This is a genomic window from Streptomyces sp. TLI_171 (assembly GCF_003610255.1).
Lineage (GTDB): Bacteria > Actinomycetota > Actinomycetes > Streptomycetales > Streptomycetaceae > Kitasatospora.
The window spans coordinates 3,537,524-3,557,752 of record NZ_RAPS01000001.1 but is presented as its reverse complement, the minus strand read 5'-3'; the positions used below and the strand labels follow the sequence as shown (position 1 = coordinate 3,557,752).

The window sequence follows — 20,229 nt, the reverse complement described above, 5'->3', positions numbered from 1 at the left end:
GCGTGACAAGCAGGCATGCGGTTCGTCCCACTTTATGGGTGTTCGGGGCGAGCCCTGCGGCGCGCTGACCCGGATGGGTTCGGCCGGATGCGGACGACCCTTCGGGTTCCTAACGTCGGCGGCAGAAGCGGGCCGCCACCGGGTGGCCCGTCGCGTCATGGAGGAGCTCATGCCCAGTCAGGAAGTCGAACCCATACCGGTCCAGGCCGTGGGACCCCGAACGGGAGGAGTCGAGGGCGCCGGCACCGCCCAGCCCCCGTTAGCCGACCCGGACCTGGAGCACCTGCTGCGCCCGCTGTTCGCCACCGCCGCCCCCGACGGCGGGCTGGCCCTCGCCGTGATCCGCGGCGACGAACGCACCGTCGCCTGCCGCGGCTACGCCGACCGGGCCGGCGAACGCCCGGTCCGCGCCGACACCCGCTTCGAACTCGGCTCGGTGACCAAGACCTTCACCGGTCTGCTGCTCGCCGACATGGTCGCCCGCGGCGAGGTCGGCTACGACGACCCGATCGACCGCTACCTGCCCGCCGAGGCCCTGCCCGGCTACCCGCACGAGCGCCCGATCACCCTGCTGCACCTGGCCACCCACACCTCCGGACTGCCCCGGCTGCCGGTCGGCCTCACCCCCGCCGCCGTGCCCCGCTGGTTCACCAGCCCGTACGCCACGTTCAGCGCCGCCCACCTGCTGCGCGCGCTGCCCCGCACCCCCGTGCGCGGAACCCCCGGCACCCGGGTCAGGTACTCCAGCCTCGGCGCCGGACTGCTCGGCCTGGTGCTGGAACGCGCCGCCGGACAGCGCTACCAGGAACTGCTGGCCGGCCGGGTCTGCGAGCCGCTCGGGCTGATCGACACCTCCTGCGGCACCGGGCGCGACGAGACCACCGGCTACCGGCGCGGCCGCTGGATCCCCTCGTTCAAGACCCCCGCCCTGCCCGGCGCGGCGGCGCTCCGCTCCACCGTCGACGACATGCTGCGCTACCTGCAGGCCCACCTCGCGGTGGACGCCGTGCCGATCCCGGAACGGACCGGCGCGGCCGCCAGCCTGCGGACCGCACTGCGCGAGGTGTGCCTGCCCCGGGTCGCCCGGCGCGGGTTCGGCCAGCGGGTCTGCCTGAGCTGGAACCACCGACCGGTCGGCGACGGTCCCGACCCGGGCGAGGTGGTGTTCCACACCGGCTCCACCGGGCGCTGCACGGCCTTCGTCGGCTTCGACCGGTCCTCGCAGACCGGCCTGGTCGCCCTGGCCGGGCCGCTCGCCACCGGGCGGCGCAGGTTCGCCCAGACCGCGTACGACACGCTGCGCGCCCTGGCGGTGTGACCGGCGGCAGCAGAACGGGCAGGGCCCGCTCCGCGTGACGCGGAGCGGGCCCTGCCTCGTGCCTGACGGCTGATCAGCCCTCGGAGCCGGCGGCCGGCAGCTGGGACTGGATCAGGTTCATCACCGAGGAGTCGGCCAGCGTGGTGGTGTCGCCCACCTCGCGGCCCTCGGCGATGTCGCGCAGCAGGCGGCGCATGATCTTGCCGGAGCGGGTCTTCGGCAGCTCGGAGACCACCTTGATCTGCTTCGGCTTGGCGATCGGGCCGAGCGTCCTGCCCACGTGGTTGCGCAGGTCGGCGATCAGCTCCGGGGTCTCGGCGGCGGTGCCGCGCAGGATCACGAAGGCCACGATCGCCTGGCCGGTGGTGGCGTCGGTCGCGCCGACCACCGCCGACTCGGCCACCGCCGGGTGGCCGACCAGCGCCGACTCGACCTCGGTGGTGGAGATGTTGTGGCCGGACACCAGCATCACGTCGTCCACCCGGCCGAGCAGCCAGATGTCGCCGTCCTCGTCCTTCTTGGCGCCGTCGCCGGCGAAGTAGCGGCCCTCGAAGCGCGACCAGTAGGTGTCGATGTAGCGCTGGTCGTCGCCCCAGATGGTGCGGAGCATCGACGGCCACGGCTCGGTCAGCACCAGGTAACCGCCGGAGCCGTTCGGCACCTCGCGGGCCTCGTCGTCCACCACGGTGGCGGAGATGCCCGGTAGCGCGCGCTGGGCCGAGCCCGGCTTGGTCTCGGTGACGCCCGGCAGCGGGCTGATCATCATCGCGCCGGTCTCGGTCTGCCACCAGGTGTCGACGATCGGGGTCCTGCCCGCGCCGATGTGCTCCCGGTACCAGACCCACGCTTCGGGGTTGATCGGCTCGCCGACCGAGCCCAGGACGCGCAGGCTCGACAGGTCGAACTGCGCCGGGATGTCGTCGCCCCACTTCATGAAGGTGCGGATCGCGGTGGGCGCCGTGTAGAGGATGGTCACGCCGTACTTCTGGATGATCTCCCAGAACCGGCCCTGGTGGGGGGTGTCCGGGGTGCCCTCGTAGATCACCTGGGTGGCGCCGTTGGAGAGCGGGCCGTAGGTGATGTACGAGTGGCCGGTGACCCAGCCGATGTCGGCGGTGCACCAGTAGACGTCGGTCTCCGGCTTCAGGTCGAACACCGCGTGGTGGGTGTAGCTGGCCTGGGTGAGGTAGCCGCCCGAGGTGTGCAGGATGCCCTTCGGCTTACCGGTGGTGCCCGAGGTGTACAGGATGAACAGCGGCTGCTCGGCGTCGTGCGCCTCGGGGGCGTGCTCGGTCGACTGCGCCTCGACCAGCTCGTGCCACCAGACGTCGCGGCCCTCGGTCCAGGCCACCTCCTCGCCGGTGCGGCGGACGACCAGGACCTTCTCCACACCGTCGACCTTGGTCAGCGCCTCGTCGATGGCCGGCTTCAGCGCGGACGGCTTGCCGCGGCGGTAGCCGCCGTCGGCGGTGATCACCACCTTGGCGTCGGCGTCCTCGATCCGGGAGGCCACCGCGTCGGCCGAGAAGCCGCCGAAGACCACCGAGTGGGCGGCGCCGATCCGGGCGCAGGCCAGCATCGCGACGACGGCCTCGGGGATCATCGGCAGGTAGACCGCGACCCGGTCGCCCTTGGCGACGCCCAGCGCCTGCAGCGCGTTGGCGGCCTTGGAGACCTCGTCCTTCAGCTCCGCGTAGGTGATGGCCCGGCTGTCGCCCGGCTCGCCCTCGAAGTGGATGGCGACCCGGTCGCCGTTGCCGGCCTCGACGTGGCGGTCCACGCAGTTGTACGCGACGTTGAGCTTGCCGTCGGCGAACCACTTCGCGAACGGCGGGTTCGACCAGTCCAGGGTCTCGGTGGGCTCGACCGCCCAGCTCAGCCGACGGGCCTGCTCGGCCCAGAAGGCCAGCCGGTCCTCGGAGGCCTGCGCGTAGGCGTCGGCGGTGACGTTGGCGGAGGCGGCGAGCTCCGCGGGCGGGGCGAAACGCCGCTCCTCCTTGAGCAGATTGGCCAGGCTCTCGTTGCTCAACGCGCACTCCTCATCGAGTCTCAAATACCGGGGAACCCCGTGCGGTGGGATTGTCCCGTGTGTCCCAGCGCACAGCTCACCAGGCCAACAGCCGTGTTGACAAGAGCTGCCGGAAAATTGGTGTAGACCTTTGACCGCCTTCGGGCTCCGTCCCAGGTGGACGCCGCCTCCGCGCGCTCGCCGGTCCTCCCCGGGCCTTCCCGTCCCCCGCTCCGGTCAATCCCGCGCAGCGGCTTGACGTCACCCCACCCCGGTACTCCACTGCCAGTGCACGACCCATCACTGAACGCAACCGTGCGGGGGTACCCCCATGACCACGACCCCACCCCTCCCCGGGGACTTCGCCGTCGTCCGGATGGGCGGCCGCACCGGACGGCTGATCCGGATCGGCCAGTTCCTCAACGGCGACGGGTTCGCCGACTACGAGCACGCCTTCGTCCACGTCGGCGACGGCCAACTCGTCGAGGCCCAGCCCGGCGGCGCGGAACTCCGCCCGCTCAGCGTCTACGACGGCCGTCCCGTGCTCTGGTCCACCGGCCGCATCCCGCTCACCGAGGAGCAGCGCACCGCGATCACCGCCGCCGCCCACCGCTACGTCGGCACCCCCTACAGCCTCGCCGACTACCTCGCCCTCGCCGCCGCCCGCATCCACCTCCCGGCGGGCCCCCTGCTCCGCAACTACGTCGCCACCAGCAAGCACATGATCTGCTCCCAGCTGGTCGACCAGTGCTACCAGGACGCCGGCGTCCACCTCTTCGACGACCACCGCTGGCCCGGCTACGTCACCCCGGCCGATCTGGCCAAGCTGCTGAGCAGCTGAGCAGCCGTCAGGGGCGCGCGGGATGCCCCACGCGCCCCCGATCGGGCGACTGCTTACGCGGCCAGCTCCTGCTGGGCCTCCGCGTGGACCGCGGCGAAACGCCCGGTGACGGGGTCCATCACGTAGGCCTGGGCCGTGGCGAAGTCGAAGTACATCCCGACCAGGCGCAGCGACCCGTCCGTGACGCGCCGTTCCACCGCCGGGTTGGCCATCAGCTGGTCGAGTTGCTGCACCACGTTGGTGATGCAGAGCTGCTCGACCACGTCCGCCGCGGCGCGGCCCTCGAACTCGGCGGGGGCGCGGCGCAGGCGGGCCAGCGAGCCGCGGCCGTTGCGCAGCCAGCGGGCCAGCGGACTGGGCGGCCCGGACTCCTCGGTGAGCCCGTCCAGCAGCGCCTTCATCGCGCCGCAGCCGGAGTGCCCGCAGACCGTGATCGAGCCGACCTCCAGGACCTCCACCGCGTACTGGACGGCGGCGGCCACCGAGTCGTCGGCGGCGCCGGGCTCGTAGGGCGCGGGCACCAGGTTGCCCACGTTGCGGACGGTGAACAGGTCGCCGGGGCCGGAGCTGGTGATCATGCTGGTGACCATCCGGGAGTCCGCGCAGGTGAGGAAGAGCTGCGAGGGGGTCTGGCCGTCCCGGGCCAGCCGGGCGAGCTCGTGGCGCACCAGCGGGGCGGTGTGCTGCTGGAAGCCGCGGACGCCGTCGAGCAGGCGGACGTGCGGATCGTCGTCGTTCTGCTCGATGCAGTGGTGGCCGACCCAGGGCGTCCAGGCCCGGCATCGGTGCGGGCCGGGGGAGCTGCCCGCGCGGACGGTGCCGTCGGGGTCGAGCACCTCCTGCGACCGGCGGTCCGTCAGCAGCGCGACCTGCGCGCCGGTGGCCTGGTGGCCGGAGCGCCAGGCGTGCAGCGCCTCGAACGCGGCGTGGTCGAGGAAGGACCCGTCGTGGCGGACCGTCACCCGGGCACCGGCCGGAATCCGGGCGAGCGCCCTGGTCAGCTTGGGGACGGCGGCGAAGGTGAGCGGGCCGTGGGTGCGGACGGTGCAGGAGCCGTCCGCCTCGGCGAGCACGTCGACGTGGGCGCGGGTCAGCCGGTAGAGGGCGAGCAGGACGGCGACGGCGCCGCCGAGCAGCACCCCGACCGGGACGCCGAGCAGGACCACGCCGAGCACCGTCGCCAGGTAGACCGGGAACTCGCGGTGCCGGTGCACCCGGCGGATGTGCGCGAAGCTGACCATCTGCACCCCGACCACCAGCACCAGCGCGGCCAGCGCCGCCAGCGGGATCCGGCGCAGCCCGGCGGTCAGTGCGAGCGCGGCGACCAGCACCCAGCAGCCGTGCAGCACGGCGGACATCCGGGTGGCCGCGCCGGCCTGCACGTTCGCGGTGGAGCGGACGGCGCCGCCGGCCACCGGGAGGCCGCCGAGCAGGCCGGAGAAGACGTTGGACGCGCCCTGGGCGCGCAGCTCGCGGTTCAGGTCGCCGGACCGACGGGTCATCCGGTCGACGGCGACCGAGGAGAGCAGCGACTCGACGCCGGCCACCGCGGTGACGGTCAGGACCAGGCCGAGCAGCGCCGCCCAGTGGCTCGACAGGGCGCCGGGGGCGGGCATCGAGAAGAACTGGTGGTGCTCCCAGACCGGGAGCTCGACCCGGGCCAGCCGCAGTTCGGCGATCAGCGAGACACCGGTGGCGGTGGCCACCGCCACCAGCGCGGCGGGCAGCCGGGCCAGCCGGGCGCCGAGCCGGCCCGCCGCACCGGGCAGCCGGCCGAGCCGGGGCCAGCCGTACAGCACGGTGAGCGCCAGCAGGCCCACCAGCAGGGCCGGCGGGTGCGGGCCGGCCAGCTCGCCGGGCAGCGCGCGCAGGTCGGCCAGCGCCGAACTGTGCGGGGTGCCGCCGAGGATGACGTGCAGTTGGGCGATCGCGATGGTGACGCCGACGCCGGCCAGCATGCCGTGCACGACGGCGGGCGAGACGGCGAGCGCGGCGCGGGCCACCCGCAGCGAGCCGAGCAGCAGTTGCAGCAGGCCGGCGGCGACCGTCACCAGGCAGGCGGTCTGCCAGCCGTACTGGGCGATCACCCCGGCGGTGACCACGGTGAGGGCCGCGGACGGACCGCTGACCTGCAGGTGGGTGCCGCCGAGGACACCGGCGACCAGGCCGCCGACGGCGGCGGCCACCAGGCCGGCCGTCAGCGGGGCGCCGGTGGCGAGGGCGATGCCGAGCGAGAACGGCACGGCGATCAGGAACACCGCGAGCGAGGCCGGCAGGTCGTGCACCAGCAGGGTGCGGCCCCGGCCGGTGCCGGCCGGGGCCGGCGGCGCGTGGTCGGTGGTGTCGGAGGCGATGGGTGCGCTGGAGACGTCGAGGGTCATGGTGTTGCCCGTCTTCTTCCGGGGGAACGAACGCAGTCAGGTCCGGCGGTAGTGCCAGGTCGGATCGGCTGTCGTGGGTCGCAGCGGGTGTGGCGGGGCGGCCGATCGGTGGGCGGCCGGTGGTGCGCGCCATGGCCGCGCGGCGAGACGGCCTGCGGCGACCAGGTTCAAGAATTGGTAAACCGAGAGTAATGAGACCTTTGCACAGCGTGCACGTCGAGCGGAAGCGCAAATAGGGCGATTCACCACATCGTGTGGCACCCGAACCGCCCGGAATGCCTGCGGGAACGCCCGAGGGGGCCGGTCCGCCGCGGTGGGGGACCGGCCCCCTCGGGGGTGGCGGGCTCAGACCCCGGCGGTCCTGGCGGCTTCGCCGCCCAGCACGAAGCCCGGGTCCACCTGGGTGGCCAGGTCGATGCCGACCTTGGCGTTGCCCCAGCTCTCCGCGTTGCGCAGGTGGAATCGGACGGCCTGGGCGCTGTACCGGCGCGGGTCGCGCAGCTCGGCCGCGGTGTCGGCGGCGGTCTTCAGCCGGGCCAGCACCTCCCGGTTGGCGGGCTCCAGCTCGCGCAGCGGCGGCTCGTCCCCGCGCTCCAGCCGGCGCACCCAGCCGGACTGACCGAAGCAGGTGTACAGGTCCTCGCCGACCTCGCGGCGCAGGAAGTCCAGGTCGTCCCGGCTCTGCACCTTGTTGCCGATCACCCGCAGGTGGACGTCGAAGTCCTGGGCGTACTCCTTGTACTGGCGGTACACCGAGACGCCCTTGCGGGTGGGTTCGGCGACCAGGAAGGTCAGGTCGAAGCGGGTGAACAGGCCGGAGGCGAAGGAGTCGGAGCCGGCCGTCATGTCGGTCACCAGGTACTCGTCCGGCCCGTCCAGCAGGTGGTTGAGCAGCAGCTCCACCGCGCCGACCTTGGAGTGGTAGCAGGCCACTCCGAGGTCCTCCTCGGTGAACGCGCCGGTCGCCATCAGCCGCACCGAGCCCTCGTCCAGCGCGATCGGGCGGGCGCAGGCCGCGTACACCGGGTTCTCCTCGACGATCCGCAGCAGCCGGGAGCCGGACCCGGGCGGCGTGGTCTTGATCATCTCCTCGGCGGACCGGATCAGCGGGTTGCCGCCGCGCAGGTACTCCTTGATCTCCGGCAGGTGGGCGCCGAGCGAGGGGAGGGCGGCGGCCTGGCCGTCCGTCAGGCCGAGGGCGGGGCCGAGGTGTTGGTTGATGTCGGCGTCGACCGCGACCACCGGGTGCCCGGCAGCGGCCAGGTGGCGGATGAACAGGGCGGACAGGGTCGTCTTGCCGCTGCCGCCCTTGCCGACGAAGGCGATCTTCATCTCTGAGTCTCCGACTCTCTGGCTCTGTTCGCCGCGCGCTGCCGCACGGTCGCGGTGGCTGTGCTGCCGCGGTGGACGCTTGTTGGAAACCGTTATCGTCACCGATTAGTGCACATGCTAGCGGGGGTTTGTGGTGTCGCACATGAGGGAACAGCGGATTGCCACGAAAGGGTGACCCGGGGGTTGCCTCCCGGCCGCCCGGTGGATTCATTACCCTCGGGTAGGTGACTACAGGAACTGACCCGCTCGCCCCGCTGGCCCAGCTGGCCGGGGTGCCCGAGGCCGTCGCCGAGGTGCGCAAGAACGTCGACCGCCTCTACGGGCACCGTGTGATGCGCCGCCGGGCGGGCGAGGTGACCTCCGAGTCCGCACTGCGCGGCGCCCGCGCCTCCGCCGCTCTGGAGGGCGCCGACTGGCCGCTGGAGGAGGTCCGCCGCCGCACCGACTTCGGCGCCGACCCCGAGTCCCGGACGGTCGGCGCGGCCCTACGGATCTCCGCCGAGGCCGGCCAGCTGCTCAGCGTCTGGCGCACCTCCCCGCTCCAGGTGCTGGCCCGGCTCCACCTGCTGGCCGTCGGCGACGCCGACCCCGCCGCGGGCCGGCCGCGCCACGCCGGCGAGGACGCCGCCCCGCTGTTCCCGCTGGAGATCGCCGCCACCGAGGGGACGGCGCCCGAGGGCGTCCCCGGCGAACTCCCGCCGCCGCCCCCGCCCGCCGAGGTCACCGCCCGGCTCGACCAGCTCGCCGGACTGCTGGCCGCCCGCACCGAACGCCCCACCGGCGGTGCACCCGCCCTGGTGGTCGCGGCCGTCGTGCACGGCGAACTGCTCGCGCTGCGCCCGTTCGGCACCCACAACGGCCTGGTCGCCCGGGCCGCCCAGCGGATCGTGCTGACCGCCGAGGGCCTCGACCCGAAGGCGATCTGCCCCGCCGAGGTCGGCCTCGCCGAACTCGGCACCGCCGCCTACCGGCAGGCCCTGCTGGGCTACCTGGAGGGCACCCCCGAGGGCATGGCCCGCTGGCTGACCCACTGCGCCGCCGGGCTCGGCCTCGGCGTCCGCGAGAGCACCGCGGTGTGCGAGGCGATGCAGCGCGGCATGGTCTGAACCCGGCCGCACCGGTCCGAGGCCGACCGCCGGTCCGAACTCGACCGCCGGTGCGAACTCGACCGTCCGGCACAACAGTTGCGGCGACGCCCGGGTCTTCCGGGCGCCGCCGCTGGCACGGAGGCCGGGTTACCAGTGCATGCACCGTTCTCTTGCCCATCAGGCGGGGTCCTGTGCCCGTTCGCCTGGTGCGGCGGCCCGTCAGCGGGTCGGCTGCATGTGGGTGCCCAGCTGTCCGTACATCGGTCCGTGGGGCCTTAACTGCGTTGTCGGTTCGACCTCTTGGGGTCCTTACCGGGTCTCGCGGGCCGTACCCCATTTCTACCTCAGATCGGGCGAAAGAGGAACCCGAAAACAGGGCATTTGCCGTTTTGCGTCGCTGTTTGTCCGATTTGGCGAACCGTCGGCCGCCCGCGGTCGGCCCGGCCGGGCCGCGGTCGGGACCGTCAGGGGCCGGCCGGCGGGCCGCTCAGGCCGCAGTCGGGCGCCGCCGCCGCGCGCTGTACCAGAGCACCCCGGCCGTCAGCACCGCCGCGCCGACCGCCACCGCGGCCAGCACCGACCGGCTCGGCGCGCGGAACTCCGGGAGCCTGCGGGTCAGTTCGACCGGCCGGCTGAACACCAGCACCGGCCAGTCGCGGGCCACCGCCTCCTTGCGCAGCGCCCGGTCCGGGTTCACCGCGGCCGGGTGGCCGACCGTCTCCAGCATCGGCAGGTCGGTCGAGGAGTCGCTGTACGCATGGCAGTTGGCGAGGTCGTAGCCCTCGCGCGCGGCCAGCTCGCGGATCGCGGCGGCCTTGTTCTCGGCGTACGCGTAGTACTCGATCTCGCCGGTGTAGCGGCCGTCCTCGACGTGCAGCCGGGTGGCGATCACGTGGTCCGCGCCCAGCAGTTGGCCGATCGGCTCGACCACCTCGGAGCCCGAGCTGCTGACGATCACCACGTCCCGCCCGGCGGCGTGGTGCTGCTCGATCAGGGAGGCGGCCTCGTCGTAGATGATCGGGTCGATCATGCCGTGCAGGGTCTCCGCGACGATCTCCCGCACCTGCTGGACGTTCCAGCCGCGGGTGAGCGCCGACAGGTAGGCCCGCATCTTCTCCATCTGGTCGTGGTCCGCACCGCCGACCAGGAAGACGAACTGGGCGTAGGCGCTCTTCACCACCGAGCGGCGGTTGATCAGGCCGCCCTGGTAGAACGGGCGGCTGAAGGCCAGTGCGCTGGACTTGGCGATGATCGTCTTGTCCAGGTCGAAGAAGGCGGCGGTCCGCGGCGCGCCGGGGTTCGGCCCGGCGGAGTCGGCACCGCGGTCGGCGAAGTCGGCGTTCTCGGTGGTGTCCACGGGAACCGAGGATAGAGGGGCGAGCAAAACAGGCGGCCATTCGGTGGACCCGCGGGCGTGCGGGTTTGTGTTTCTGGCCGGTCGGGTACACCATGGAAGTCACGGATCGTTCGCGCGACCGTGCTAACCCGGTCCGGCTCCTCCCCCCCGAGCCGGGCCGTGGATAGACGACCCCCGCTCTCCCCCCCGGCGGGGGTCGTCGCATGTCCGGGCCCATTTTCCGGGGCAGTTGAGCCTCTGGGGAGTGGTGGGGCCGGAGGTTCGGGGGGCAGCTCCAGCGGCTCGCGAGTCGCTGTCGAGGGTTCTTCGCACCCCAAGTTTCTGTTACGCAGCGTAGTTGTCCGAGTGTCATATCGGCATACCCGATGCGTCAATTCCGAGCCGCTTTAGCCCCCGTCCGAGTGAGCCCGGTTATCCACAGGGCGGGGTTATCCACAGGCATTGCGAACTCGGCCGACGCATTCCGCGCCGTCCTCCACCGTGGTGTTCGCGCCGCCCGGCGGGGCCCCTCGGGGTCACCGCGTCCGACGCGCCGTCAGACCGTTCCCGCACCACGGGAGGCCCGCTTTGTCCGCTTCCGTCACCGACCCGCACGCCGCCGCGCCCGGGCCCTCGCCCGGGCCGCTGATCCTCACCGGCGACGAGGCGCTTGCCGAACAGCTCACCCGCCTGTGCGCCGCCGCCGGAGCCGAACCACGGCTGCTCGGCGCCGCCCCGCCGCCCGCCCGGCTGTGGGAGGGCGCACCGCTGGTGCTGGTCGGCGACGACCTCGCCGAGCAGTGCGCCGGCCTGGCCCGCCGACCCGGCGTGCTGCTGCTCGGCCTCGACCTCGACGACGGGGAGATCTGGGTGCGCGCCGTCCGCCTCGGCGCGGAGCACGTGCTCTTCCTGCCCGACGCGCAGTCCTGGCTGCTCGACCGGATCGCCGACGCCACCGAGGGCGTCGGGCCGCCCGCGCTCACCGTCGCCGTGCTCGGCGGTCGCGGCGGCGCCGGGGCCTCCACCCTGGCCTGCGCCCTCGCCGTCTGCGCGGCCCGGGCCGGGCACCGGACGATGCTGATCGACGGCGACCCGCTCGGCGGCGGACTGGACGTGCTGCTCGGCGCCGAACAGGCCGGCGGCCTGCGCTGGCCCGACCTCGCGCCCTCCCGCGGCCGGATCAGCGGCGCCGAACTGGCCAAGGCGCTACCCGAGCCGCACCGGCTCAGCGCCCTGTCCTGGGACAGGTCGGACACCCTGGCCATCCCCGCCGAGGCGATGCGCAGCGTGCTGGCGGCGGCCCGCAGACGCGGCGGGCTGGTCGTCCTCGACCTGCCCAGACACCTCGACGCCGCAGCCGCCCAGGCGCTCGAACAGGCCGACACCGCCCTGCTGGTGGTGCCCGCCGAACTGCGCGCCATGGCCGCCGCGGACCGGGTCGCCGCCGCCGTGCGGATGCGGCTGACCGACCTGCGGGCGGTGGTCCGCACCCCCGGCCCGGCCGGGCTCACCGCCGCCGACGTGGCCCGCGGCCTGCAACTGCGGCTGGCCGGCGAACTCGTCCCCGAGCCCGGCCTGGCCCTGGACGTCGAACGCGGCGCCCCGCCCGGGCTGCGGGAGCGCGGGCCGCTGGCCCGGTTCTGCGGCCGATTCCTGACCGAAGCGATGCCGCCCGTCGTGGCGGCCTGAGGAGGACTCATGACCAACCGTCTGCACGCCGTCGACACGCAGGCCGCCGAGCCGCCCCGGGGCGCGCCCACGGCCGCCGGGCGGCCGATCGCCCGCACCCACCGCCGGATCGCCGTCCCGCGTGCCCGCACGCTGTTCGGCGCCCCGCCCGGTCCGGTCGGTCCGGTCGAGCCCGCACCGGCCGAGCCCGACCGCCGGCAGGCCCCGCCGGTCCGGTACCTGGTGCGCCGTCAGCCGCCCACCGCCCCGCCGGAGGACGGCCCGCCGCCGCTCCGTCCGGCACCGGCAGCGCCGCCCGACAGCGGCGCTGCCGAGCTGGTGGACGCCGTGCGGATCCGGCTCGCCGAAGCGGGCGCACCGCCCACCGCCGGGTCGGTGGCCGCCGCCCTGCGCGCCGCCCGGCCGCCCCTCGGCGGGGCCGACGTGCTCGACGCGGTGCGCACCCTGCGCGCCGAGATCGTCGGCGCCGGCCCGCTCGACCCGCTGCTCGCCGAAGCCGGCGTCACCGACGTCCTGGTCAACGGCCCGGACCGGATCTGGGTCGACCGCGGCCACGGCCTGGAGCGGGCGCCCCAGGTGCGCTTCCCGAACGCGGACGCCGTCCGCCGCCTCGCCCACCGGCTGGCCACCGCCGCGGGCCGCCGCCTCGACGACGCCCGCCCCTGGGTCGACGCCCGCCTCGCCGACGGCACCCGGCTGCACGCCGTGCTCCCGCCGATCGCCGCCGACTGCACCCACATCTCGCTGCGGACCAGCCGCCGCACGCCCTTCACCCTCGCCGAGCTGGTCGCCGCCGGGGCACTGCCCCCGGCCGGCGCCGACCTGCTCGCCGCCGTGCTGCGGGCCAGGCTCTCGCTGCTGATCTCCGGCGGCACCGGCAGCGGCAAGACCACCCTGCTGGCCGCCCTGCTCGGACTCGTCCCCGACAACGAACGCATCGTCCTCGCCGAGGACTCCGCCGAACTGCGCCCGGACCACCCGCACGTGGTGCGCCTGCAGTCCCGCCCGCCCAACCAGGAGTCGCAGGGCGAACTGACCCTGCGTGACCTGGTCCGGCAGGCCCTGCGGATGCGGCCCGACCGGCTGGTGGTGGGCGAGGTCCGCGGCGCCGAGGTGATCGACCTGCTGGCCGCCCTCAACACCGGCCACGAGGGCGGCTGCGGCACCGTCCATGCCAACACCGCGACCGACGTCCCGGCCCGGCTGGAGGCGCTCGGGTCGATCGCCGGACTCGACCGGCACTCGCTGCACAGCCAGCTCCGGGCCGGCCTCGACGCCGTCGTCCACCTCGGCCGCGACCGCGCCGACGGCCGCCGCCGGGTCACCGGCCTGCACCTGCTGGTCGGTGACCGGGACGGGCTCACCGCCACCACTGCCGCCGTCCACTTCGAACGCGACGGGCGCAGCCGGCCCGGCCCCGGCTGGTCCCGGCTGCGCGAGCTCTGCGCCGACCGCGGCGTCGACCTCCCGCCGGACCCGGAGGCAGCAGTGGAACCGCCCCCGGACGGTCCCGAGGCGGCCGTCGGGCCCGGGCCGGAGGAGGCGCCATGACGGTGCGTCAGGTCGAGTTCGCCTGGGTGCTCACGCTGTGCGTGATCGGGGCGATCGCCCGGCAGCGGCTGTGCGCCACGGTCAGGGGGCCGAGGTGACCGGGCTGTTCGGTGCGGCAGCGGCCACGGAGCGGGCGTACGGCCTCGCCGGTGCGGTCACGCTGGCCGGGGTCGTCGCCGGGCTCGGCGGCGGGCTGTACGGGGCGCGCTGGCTGCTCGCGGTGCGCCGGCGGGTGCGCGGTGGCGGCCGGGTTCGGCGGGTGCTGTCCGGGCGGCACGGCCCCGCCGGTCGGCTCGGCCGGGTCCGGGCGCGGTGGCGGCGCAGCCGGCCGCGCTGGCTGGTGCCGGAGCTGCTGCTGCTCCCGGCGGGCGCGGCGGCCGGGCACAGCACCGCCTCGGTGCTGCCGGTCGTCGCGGCGGCCTGCGCGGTCGTCCCGGTGCGCAGGTGGCGCTCCGGCCGGGCAGCGGCCCGCGCGGCCCGGCGGCGGGCGGCGGCGGTGGTCGACCTGTGCAGCGGCCTGGCGGCCGAACTGCACAGCGGCGCCACACCGGAGCAGGCCCTGCACGCGGTGGTCTCCCGGGCCGGGCCGGACTGGAGCCGCCGCCTTGGCCCCGAACCGACGGCCCGGCTGGCCGCCGGCCGCTACGGCGCGGACTCGGCCGCGGCGCTCCGGCTGCTGGCCGAACTGCCCGGCGGCGGTGGGGCGGCAGCGGTGGCGGCCTGCTGGCAGGTCAGCACCGAGAGCGGGACGGGGCTGGCCACCGGCCTCGAACAGGTCGCCGACGCGCTGCGCGCCGAGCGGGCACTGGCCGAGGAGATCGCGGGTGAACTCGCGGGCCCGCGCACCACGATGGCGGTGCTCGCCGCACTGCCCGCGGTCGGTCTCGGCCTGGGGGCGGCGCTGGGCGCGCACCCCGTCCAGGTGCTGCTGCACACCCCGGTGGGCCTGCTCGGCCTGCTGGCCGGCTCCGCGCTGGAGGTGGCCGGCCTGGTCTGGACGGCCAGGATCGTCCGCGCCGCGGAGGACGCCCCGGCCCGCCCCCGCCCACCGCGTGCCGCCGCCCGCTGCGGGATCTCCCGGACGCGCCGCGACCCCTGGGCCGCGACCCTGCCCGCACTGACAGGGGGTCAGCTCGCGGTGCCGGCGGACCGGTGGGGGTGAGCGTGCGGTGGGCGGGGAGTGCGTCCGCCCCGGTTCGGAGCCGGGGCGATCCAGCGGCAGGCGGCTCACGGCTGAGGAGGGTTCGGTGCTCGACGGAGGCGAGGTGAACACGATGGCTGTCCTGGCTCCGGTCGCTGCCCTGGGGCTGGCGGGCGAGCTGCTCGGGGCCGCGTGGTGGCGGGCGGTGCGGCGTCGGGCCGAGCGGTGCGTCCCCGGGGTGTCGACCCGTGCGGTGCGGCGTGGCCGGGCGGCCGCAGGCGTGGGCCGCGCCCTCGGGCGGCTGGCCGGTGACCGGGCGGTGGCCGGGCTGCTGGGCGTCGCGGCAGCCGTGCTGGTCGGCGGCCCGGCGGGCCTGGCGGCGGGGGTGCTGGTCTGCTGCGCCGGGTGGCGGCTGCTGCCGCGGGTGCGCTCGCCCGGCGAGCGCCGCCGGGCCGCCGAGCATGACTGGCTGGTCCGTCAACTTCCGCTGACGGCCGACCTGCTGGCGGCCTGCCTCGGATCGAGCAGCTCCCCGGCGGGAGCGGCCCTCGCGGTGGCGGACAGCGTTCCGCCGCCGATGCGGGACCGCCTCACCGGGGTCGCGGCCCAACTCTCCCTCGGGGCCTCCCCGGAGCACTGCTGGGAGCAGCTGGCCGCGGACTGCCCGCCGATGGCCCCGCTCGCCCGCTGCCTGGCCCGCACCACCCTCAGCGGCGCACCGCCGGCCACCGCGCTCGCGGGCCTCGCCCAGTCCCAGCGGGCGGCAGCTGCCCGTGCGGCGCACGCCCGGGTCCGCCGGGCCGGCGTCCTGGCGACCGCGCCGCTCGGCCTCTGCTTCCTGCCCGCGTTCGTACTGATCGGAGTGGTGCCGGTGGTCACCGGACTGACCGGCGCGTTCGCCCAGCGCCTGTGACCGCACCGGCGCTCGACCTCGGTTTCTGCAGAAGGGATTTCACCGATGATGACGTTCTCCCCGCCGGCCCGTCCGGCCACCGCGGCGCTCGCCCTCCGCAGGTTCGCGGCCTGGCTCCGCGACCGCCGGCGCAAGGCCGCCGGCCCGCCGGACGCCGGGATGAGCACCGCCGAGTACGCGATCGGCACCGTCGCCGCCTGCGCGTTCGCGGCCGTGCTCTACAAGGTGGTGACCAGCGGGACGGTCTCCGGGGCGCTGTCCGAGATCCTCGACCGGGCCCTGCATGCGGTATGAGCGGCCGCCAGATCGGGCCCGGGCCCCGGACGGCGGGATGGTGACGGCGGAGACCGCGGTCGGGCTGCCCGCCCTGGTGCTGCTCGCCGCCATGCTGACCTGGTGCGTGGTCGCGGCCGGCGCCCAGATCCGCTGCGTGGACGCGGCCCGGGTCGGCGCCCGGGCCGCCGCTCGCGGGGACGCCGACGCCGCGGCACTGGCCGCGGCGGCCGCCCCGCGCGGAGCGAAGGTCGCGATCGCGCTGGACGCCACCACCGCCAGGGTCACGGTCGAGGCCCGCTGCCCGGGCCCCGGCCGACTCGCCGCGCTGCTCTCGGTGCGGCTCACCGCGACCGCGGTGGGCGCCCGCGAGGACGTGCTGACCGAAGCCGAATGAGAGGAGGAGCGAGTGGTGAACGGGGCACGGTGGTACGGGAGTTCGCCCGGCCGGGGGCAGCGCTGCCGCAGCGGGGCCGATTCCGACCGGGGGTCCGCGACGGTATGGCTGGTGTCGCTCGGACTGCTGGGCGTGGCGGTGTTCTCGGTCTGCCTGTCGCTCGGATCGGTGGTGGCCGCCCGGCACCGGGCCGAGTCGGCGGCTGACCTCGCCGCGCTGGCGGCGGCCGGGCGGCTGCTGCTCGACCCCGACGGCGGGTGCGGTCGGGCGGCGGAGCTCACCCGGGCCCAGCCGGGCGGAGCCGAGCTGGTCTCCTGCGGCGTGCTCCCGGGGCGGGACGCGGTCGAGGTGGTGGTCCGGGTCCCGGTCCACGGGGTGCCGGTGCCGTTCGGCCCGGCCCGGGCCCGCTCCCGCGCCGGACCGCTCTGGGCCCGGGGCGAGGACGGCGCCGCGCCCGACAGGCCGTCAGCCGGCCCCGCCCGGCTGGGATCCGGCCGCGCCGGGGGCGTGCTCGAGCAGGACGGTGAGCAGGCGGATCGCGGCGGCCTTGTCCAGCGGCTCGTTGCCGTTGCCGCACTTCGGCGACTGGACGCAGGACGGGCAGCCGCGCTCGCACTCGCAGGCGGCGATGGCGTCGCGGGTCGCGGTCAGCCACTCGACGGCGCGCCGGAAGCCCCGTTCGGCGAAGCCAGCGCCGCCCGAGTGGCCGTCGTAGACGAACACGGTGGGCAGCCCGGTGTCGGGATGCAGCGGGACGGACACCCCGCCGATGTCCCAGCGGTCACAGGTGGCGAACAGCGGGAGGAGGCCGATGGAGGCGTGCTCGGCGGCGTGCGCCGCACCGGGCAGCTGGTCGAACGGGATCTCCGCGTCGAGCAGTTGGTCCTCGGTGACGGACCACCAGACGGCGCGGGTGCGCAGCGTGCGGGGCGGCAGGTCGAGCTTGCTCTCGCCGAGGATCTCGCCGGTGGCGATCCGCTTGCGCAGATAGCCGACCACCTGGTTGGTGACCTCCACCGACCCGAAGCTGAGCCGGGCCTCGCCCCACTCCTCGGTGGTGTCGGTGGCCAGGATCGCGATCGAGGTCACGTCGCGCGCGGAGGTGGTGTACGGCGGGTTGGCGGGGGAGACCAGCGCGACCGAGGACTCCAGGTCGAACTCGCGGACCAGGTAGGTGCGCCCCTGGTGCAGGTGGACGGCCCCGGTGTGCACGGTGGTGTGCGCGGCCTCCGCGTCCACGGTACCGAGCAGCCGCCCCGTGTCGGCCTCGACGATCTGCACGGGGCTGCCGCCGCTGCCGCGCAGGTCCACGCCGTCGGCGGCGCGCTCGCGCCGGGTCCAGTACCAGGAGCCGTCCGAGCGGCGGCGCAGCAGCCCGCGCCGCTCCAGCACCGGCAGCAGCGGCTCCGCGGACGGCCCGAACAGCTCCAGGTCGGGATCGGTGAGCGGGAGCTCGGCCGCGGCGGCGCACAGGTGCGGGGCCAGCACGTGCGGGTTGTCGGGGTCGAGGACGGTGGCCTCCACCGGGGTGGCGAACAGCGCGTCGGGGTGGTGGACGAGGTAGGTGTCCAGCGGGTCGTCCCGGGCGATCAGCACGGCCAGCGCCCCCTGCCCCTCGCGTCCGGCACGCCCGGCCTGCTGCCAGAGCGAGGCCCGGGTGCCGGGATATCCGGCCATCAGCACGGCGTCCAGCCCGGAGACGTCCACGCCGAGTTCCAGCGCCGAGGTGGAGGCGAGACCCAGCAGCCGGCCGGTGTGCAGGTCGCGCTCCAGCGCCCGCCGCTCCTCCGCGAGATAGCCGCCGCGGTAGGCGGCGACCCGGGCGGCGAGCGGCTGGCCGAGCTGCTCCTGGGCCTGCAGGGCGACCAGCTCGGCGGCCCGCCGGGAGCGGACGAACGCGACGGTCCGGGTGCCGCCGTGCACCAGGTCGGTGAGCAGGTAGCCGGCCTCGGCGGTGGCGGTGCGGCGGACGGGCGCGCCGTGCTCGCCGACGTTCTCGGTCAGCGGCGGCTCCCAGAGCGCGAACACCAGCGGTCCGCGCGGCGAGCAGTCCTCGGTGACGGCGGTGGCCGGCAGCCCGGTGAGCCGCTCCGCGGTGACCGCCGGTTCGGCGGTGGTGGCGGAGGCCAGCAGGAAGGTCGGCGTCGCCCCGTAGCGGGCGCACAGCCGCCGCAGCCGCCGCAGCACCTGGGCGACGTGCGAGCCGAACACGCCGCGGTAGGTGTGGCACTCGTCGACCACCACGTACTTCAGCGTCTTCAGGAAGGACGACCAGCGCGGATGGGCGGGGAGTATGCCCCGGTGCAGCATGTCCGGATTGGTGAGCACGTACGAGGCGTACTGGCGGACCCACTCGCGTTCCTGCGGCGGGGTGTCGCCGTCGTAGAGCGCCACCCGGACCCGCTCGGGGACGAGTTCGGCGGCGCGCCGGCGCTGGTCGGCGGCCAGCGCCTTGGTCGGGGCCAGGTAGAGCGCGGTCGCGCCGCGCCCGTTGCGGGCCTCGGTGCCGGTCAGCAGGTCGCTGAGCAGCGGGGCCAGATAGCCCAGCGACTTGCCCGAGGCGGTGCCGGTCGCGATCACCGTGGTCCGCCCCGCGGCGGCCAGGTCCATCGCCTCCGCCTGGTGCGCCCACGGCAGCACCACGCCGAGCTTCGCGGCCGCCGCGACCACCTCCTGACGGATTCCTTCCGGCCAAGGCGCATACCGGGCCTCGCGGGCGGGCAGGTGCTCCGTATGGGTGAGGCGGTCCGACCTGCCGCGCTCGGTGGAAAGGGTGGCGAGCAGGGCCTCGGGCTGGTGGTGACGGGGCGGCATGAAGACCCAGTGTGTCACCGGCGTGACGGAGAATCGCTGTTAACCATCGTGCGGCCATGGTCGCAGGTGGTTGAATGAAGCCCGTGACGGCCGCACGGCCGAGGGCCGCGACGGTGAGGCTCCGACCTGCCGGTTCGCCGCGCCCTGGCCCTGCGACCATGCGGTAGCAGCCGCCGGGCTGATGATCGCAATGACGTAGCAAGGCAAGGTGCTGGAGGTTCCGTGGACCTGTCCCTGTCGACCCGTACTGTCGGCGATCGCACGGTCGTCGAGGTTGGCGGCGAGATCGATGTGTACACCGCCCCCAAGCTGCGCGAGCAGCTTGTCGAGCTCGTCAACGACGGCAATTACCACTTGGTCGTGGACATGGAGGGCGTCGACTTCCTCGACTCCACCGGCCTCGGCGTGCTCGTCGGCGGCCTGAAGCGGGTGCGTGCCCACGAGGGTTCGCTGCGCCTGGTGTGCAACCAGGAGCGCATCCTGAAGATCTTCCGGATCACCGGTCTGACCAAGGTGTTCCCGATTCACAACTCGGTGGACGAGGCCGTCGCGGCGACCGACTGACGTTCTGTCGGTCCGCTGTTCGGTGGTCCAACCGAATCTTCTCGATCGACCGCCGCCGGCGGGCCGGGCCCCGTGTCCGGCCCGACCGGCGAGGTCGGCGTACCCGCTTCCGTTGTCCGGGCCGGTGTGTCCGGCGGCGGGGAGCAACCCCGGAGGGGAGACATGGCAACCGTCGAACTTCGATTCAGCGCGCTTCCCGAGCACGTGCGCACCGCCCGGCTGGTGGCCGCCGCGGTGGCCAGACGGGCCGGGGTGGACGAGTCGGTGCTCGACGAGTTGCGCCTCGCCGTCGGCGAGGCCTGCTCGCGCGCGGTGGCGCTGCACCGGCGCAACGGCGTGGACGGCGCGGTCCGGGTCGCCCTGACCGAGCAGGAGAAGCGCTTTCTCATCGAGGTCGCCGACGAGGCCGGCCCCGGCGAGGAGGGCGGCAGCGCCGTATCGCCGGAGGACGAGGAGGTGCTCGGCCTGGCGGTGATCACCGGCCTGGTCGAGGACGTCGAGGTCGGCAACGGCTCCGAGGGCGGCGTGATCCGGATGAGCTGGCCGATCGCCCCCGCCTCCGTCCCGGTCTGAGCACCCGTCG

Annotated in this window: 16 protein-coding genes and 1 pseudogene; 12 read left to right on the top strand and 5 right to left on the bottom strand. The window is 74.9% G+C overall.

What is annotated here, in order from left to right; translation table 11 throughout:
- The first annotated feature begins 169 nt into the window (after nt 1-169).
- A complete protein-coding gene (locus tag BX266_RS16230) occupies nt 170-1,318 on the top strand; it encodes a serine hydrolase (RefSeq protein ID WP_180290507.1) in 1,149 nt (382 codons plus the stop codon).
- A 73-nt stretch (nt 1,319-1,391) separates the two neighbouring features.
- Here BX266_RS16230 and acs read toward each other — a convergent pair whose 3' ends face one another.
- Nucleotides 1,392-3,347 carry an acetate--CoA ligase gene (gene acs / locus BX266_RS16225; RefSeq protein WP_099900551.1) on the bottom strand — a complete coding sequence of 652 codons (1,956 nt, stop codon included), beginning with the start codon at nt 3,345-3,347 and terminating at the stop codon, nt 1,392-1,394.
- 310 nt (nt 3,348-3,657) lie between these two features.
- On the opposite strand from acs, the gene BX266_RS16220 reads away from it, so the two are divergent.
- Nucleotides 3,658-4,167 carry a hypothetical protein gene (locus tag BX266_RS16220; protein ID WP_099900549.1) on the top strand — a complete coding sequence of 170 codons (510 nt, stop codon included), beginning with the start codon at nt 3,658-3,660 and terminating at the stop codon, nt 4,165-4,167.
- A gap of 53 nt (nt 4,168-4,220) precedes the next feature.
- On the opposite strand, the gene BX266_RS16215 is transcribed toward BX266_RS16220, so the two are convergent.
- The gene (locus BX266_RS16215) at nt 4,221-6,548 is read right to left on the bottom strand and encodes a SulP family inorganic anion transporter (RefSeq protein ID WP_099900548.1); all 2,328 of its coding nucleotides are present in this window, start codon (nt 6,546-6,548) and stop codon (nt 4,221-4,223) included.
- Nucleotides 6,549-6,893: 345 nt separating this feature from the next.
- The gene (locus BX266_RS16210) at nt 6,894-7,880 is read right to left on the bottom strand and encodes an ATP-binding protein (protein WP_099900546.1); all 987 of its coding nucleotides are present in this window, start codon (nt 7,878-7,880) and stop codon (nt 6,894-6,896) included.
- Nucleotides 7,881-8,104: 224 nt separating this feature from the next.
- Here BX266_RS16210 and BX266_RS16205 point away from each other — a divergent pair, with 224 nt between their 5' ends.
- On the top strand, nt 8,105-8,986 hold the full coding sequence (locus tag BX266_RS16205) for an oxidoreductase (protein WP_099900544.1): 882 nt from the start codon (nt 8,105-8,107) through the stop codon (nt 8,984-8,986).
- Between the two features lie 469 nt (nt 8,987-9,455).
- Here BX266_RS16205 and BX266_RS16200 read toward each other — a convergent pair whose 3' ends face one another.
- Nucleotides 9,456-10,325, bottom strand: a complete 870-nt coding sequence (locus BX266_RS16200) for an HAD family phosphatase (RefSeq protein ID WP_259464719.1) — start codon at nt 10,323-10,325, stop codon at nt 9,456-9,458.
- 567 nt (nt 10,326-10,892) lie between these two features.
- Between BX266_RS16200 and ssd the strand changes: the two genes are divergently transcribed.
- The 7 genes and pseudogenes from ssd to BX266_RS39970 all read left to right on the top strand — a co-directional run.
- On the top strand, nt 10,893-11,993 hold the full coding sequence (gene ssd / locus BX266_RS16195; protein ID WP_099900542.1) for a septum site-determining protein Ssd: 1,101 nt from the start codon (nt 10,893-10,895) through the stop codon (nt 11,991-11,993).
- A gap of 9 nt (nt 11,994-12,002) precedes the next feature.
- On the top strand, nt 12,003-13,544 hold the full coding sequence (locus BX266_RS16190; protein WP_259464718.1) for a TadA family conjugal transfer-associated ATPase: 1,542 nt from the start codon (nt 12,003-12,005) through the stop codon (nt 13,542-13,544).
- Nucleotides 13,545-13,638: 94 nt separating this feature from the next.
- Nucleotides 13,639-14,706, top strand: coding sequence for a type II secretion system F family protein (locus BX266_RS16185; protein ID WP_099900540.1), 1,068 nt, complete (start codon nt 13,639-13,641; stop codon nt 14,704-14,706).
- A gap of 112 nt (nt 14,707-14,818) precedes the next feature.
- Nucleotides 14,819-15,598 carry a type II secretion system F family protein gene (locus BX266_RS16180; RefSeq protein WP_143686942.1) on the top strand — a complete coding sequence of 260 codons (780 nt, stop codon included), beginning with the start codon at nt 14,819-14,821 and terminating at the stop codon, nt 15,596-15,598.
- 48 nt (nt 15,599-15,646) lie between these two features.
- On the top strand, nt 15,647-15,892 hold the full coding sequence (locus tag BX266_RS16175) for a DUF4244 domain-containing protein (RefSeq protein WP_099907926.1): 246 nt from the start codon (nt 15,647-15,649) through the stop codon (nt 15,890-15,892).
- A gap of 37 nt (nt 15,893-15,929) precedes the next feature.
- Complete coding sequence (locus BX266_RS16170) at nt 15,930-16,268, top strand: TadE family type IV pilus minor pilin (protein ID WP_310794784.1); 339 nt, start codon at nt 15,930-15,932, stop codon at nt 16,266-16,268.
- Between the two features lie 12 nt (nt 16,269-16,280).
- Nucleotides 16,281-16,631: pseudogene (locus tag BX266_RS39970) on the top strand (Rv3654c family TadE-like protein); the annotation flags it as partial.
- Between the two features lie 102 nt (nt 16,632-16,733).
- On the opposite strand, the gene BX266_RS16160 reads toward BX266_RS39970, so the two are convergent.
- Nucleotides 16,734-19,082 (bottom strand): DEAD/DEAH box helicase, encoded by a 2,349-nt coding sequence (locus BX266_RS16160; protein WP_099900534.1) that lies wholly within the window; start codon nt 19,080-19,082, stop codon nt 16,734-16,736.
- A gap of 222 nt (nt 19,083-19,304) precedes the next feature.
- Here BX266_RS16160 and bldG point away from each other — a divergent pair, with 222 nt between their 5' ends.
- Together bldG and BX266_RS16150 are read left to right on the top strand one after the other, a co-directional pair.
- Nucleotides 19,305-19,646, top strand: a complete 342-nt coding sequence (gene bldG / locus BX266_RS16155) for an anti-sigma factor antagonist BldG (RefSeq protein WP_014136695.1) — start codon at nt 19,305-19,307, stop codon at nt 19,644-19,646.
- 162 nt (nt 19,647-19,808) lie between these two features.
- Entirely contained in the window at nt 19,809-20,219 is a 411-nt protein-coding gene (locus BX266_RS16150) for an ATP-binding protein (protein WP_099900533.1), read from the top strand.
- Nucleotides 20,220-20,229: the final 10 nt, after the last annotated feature.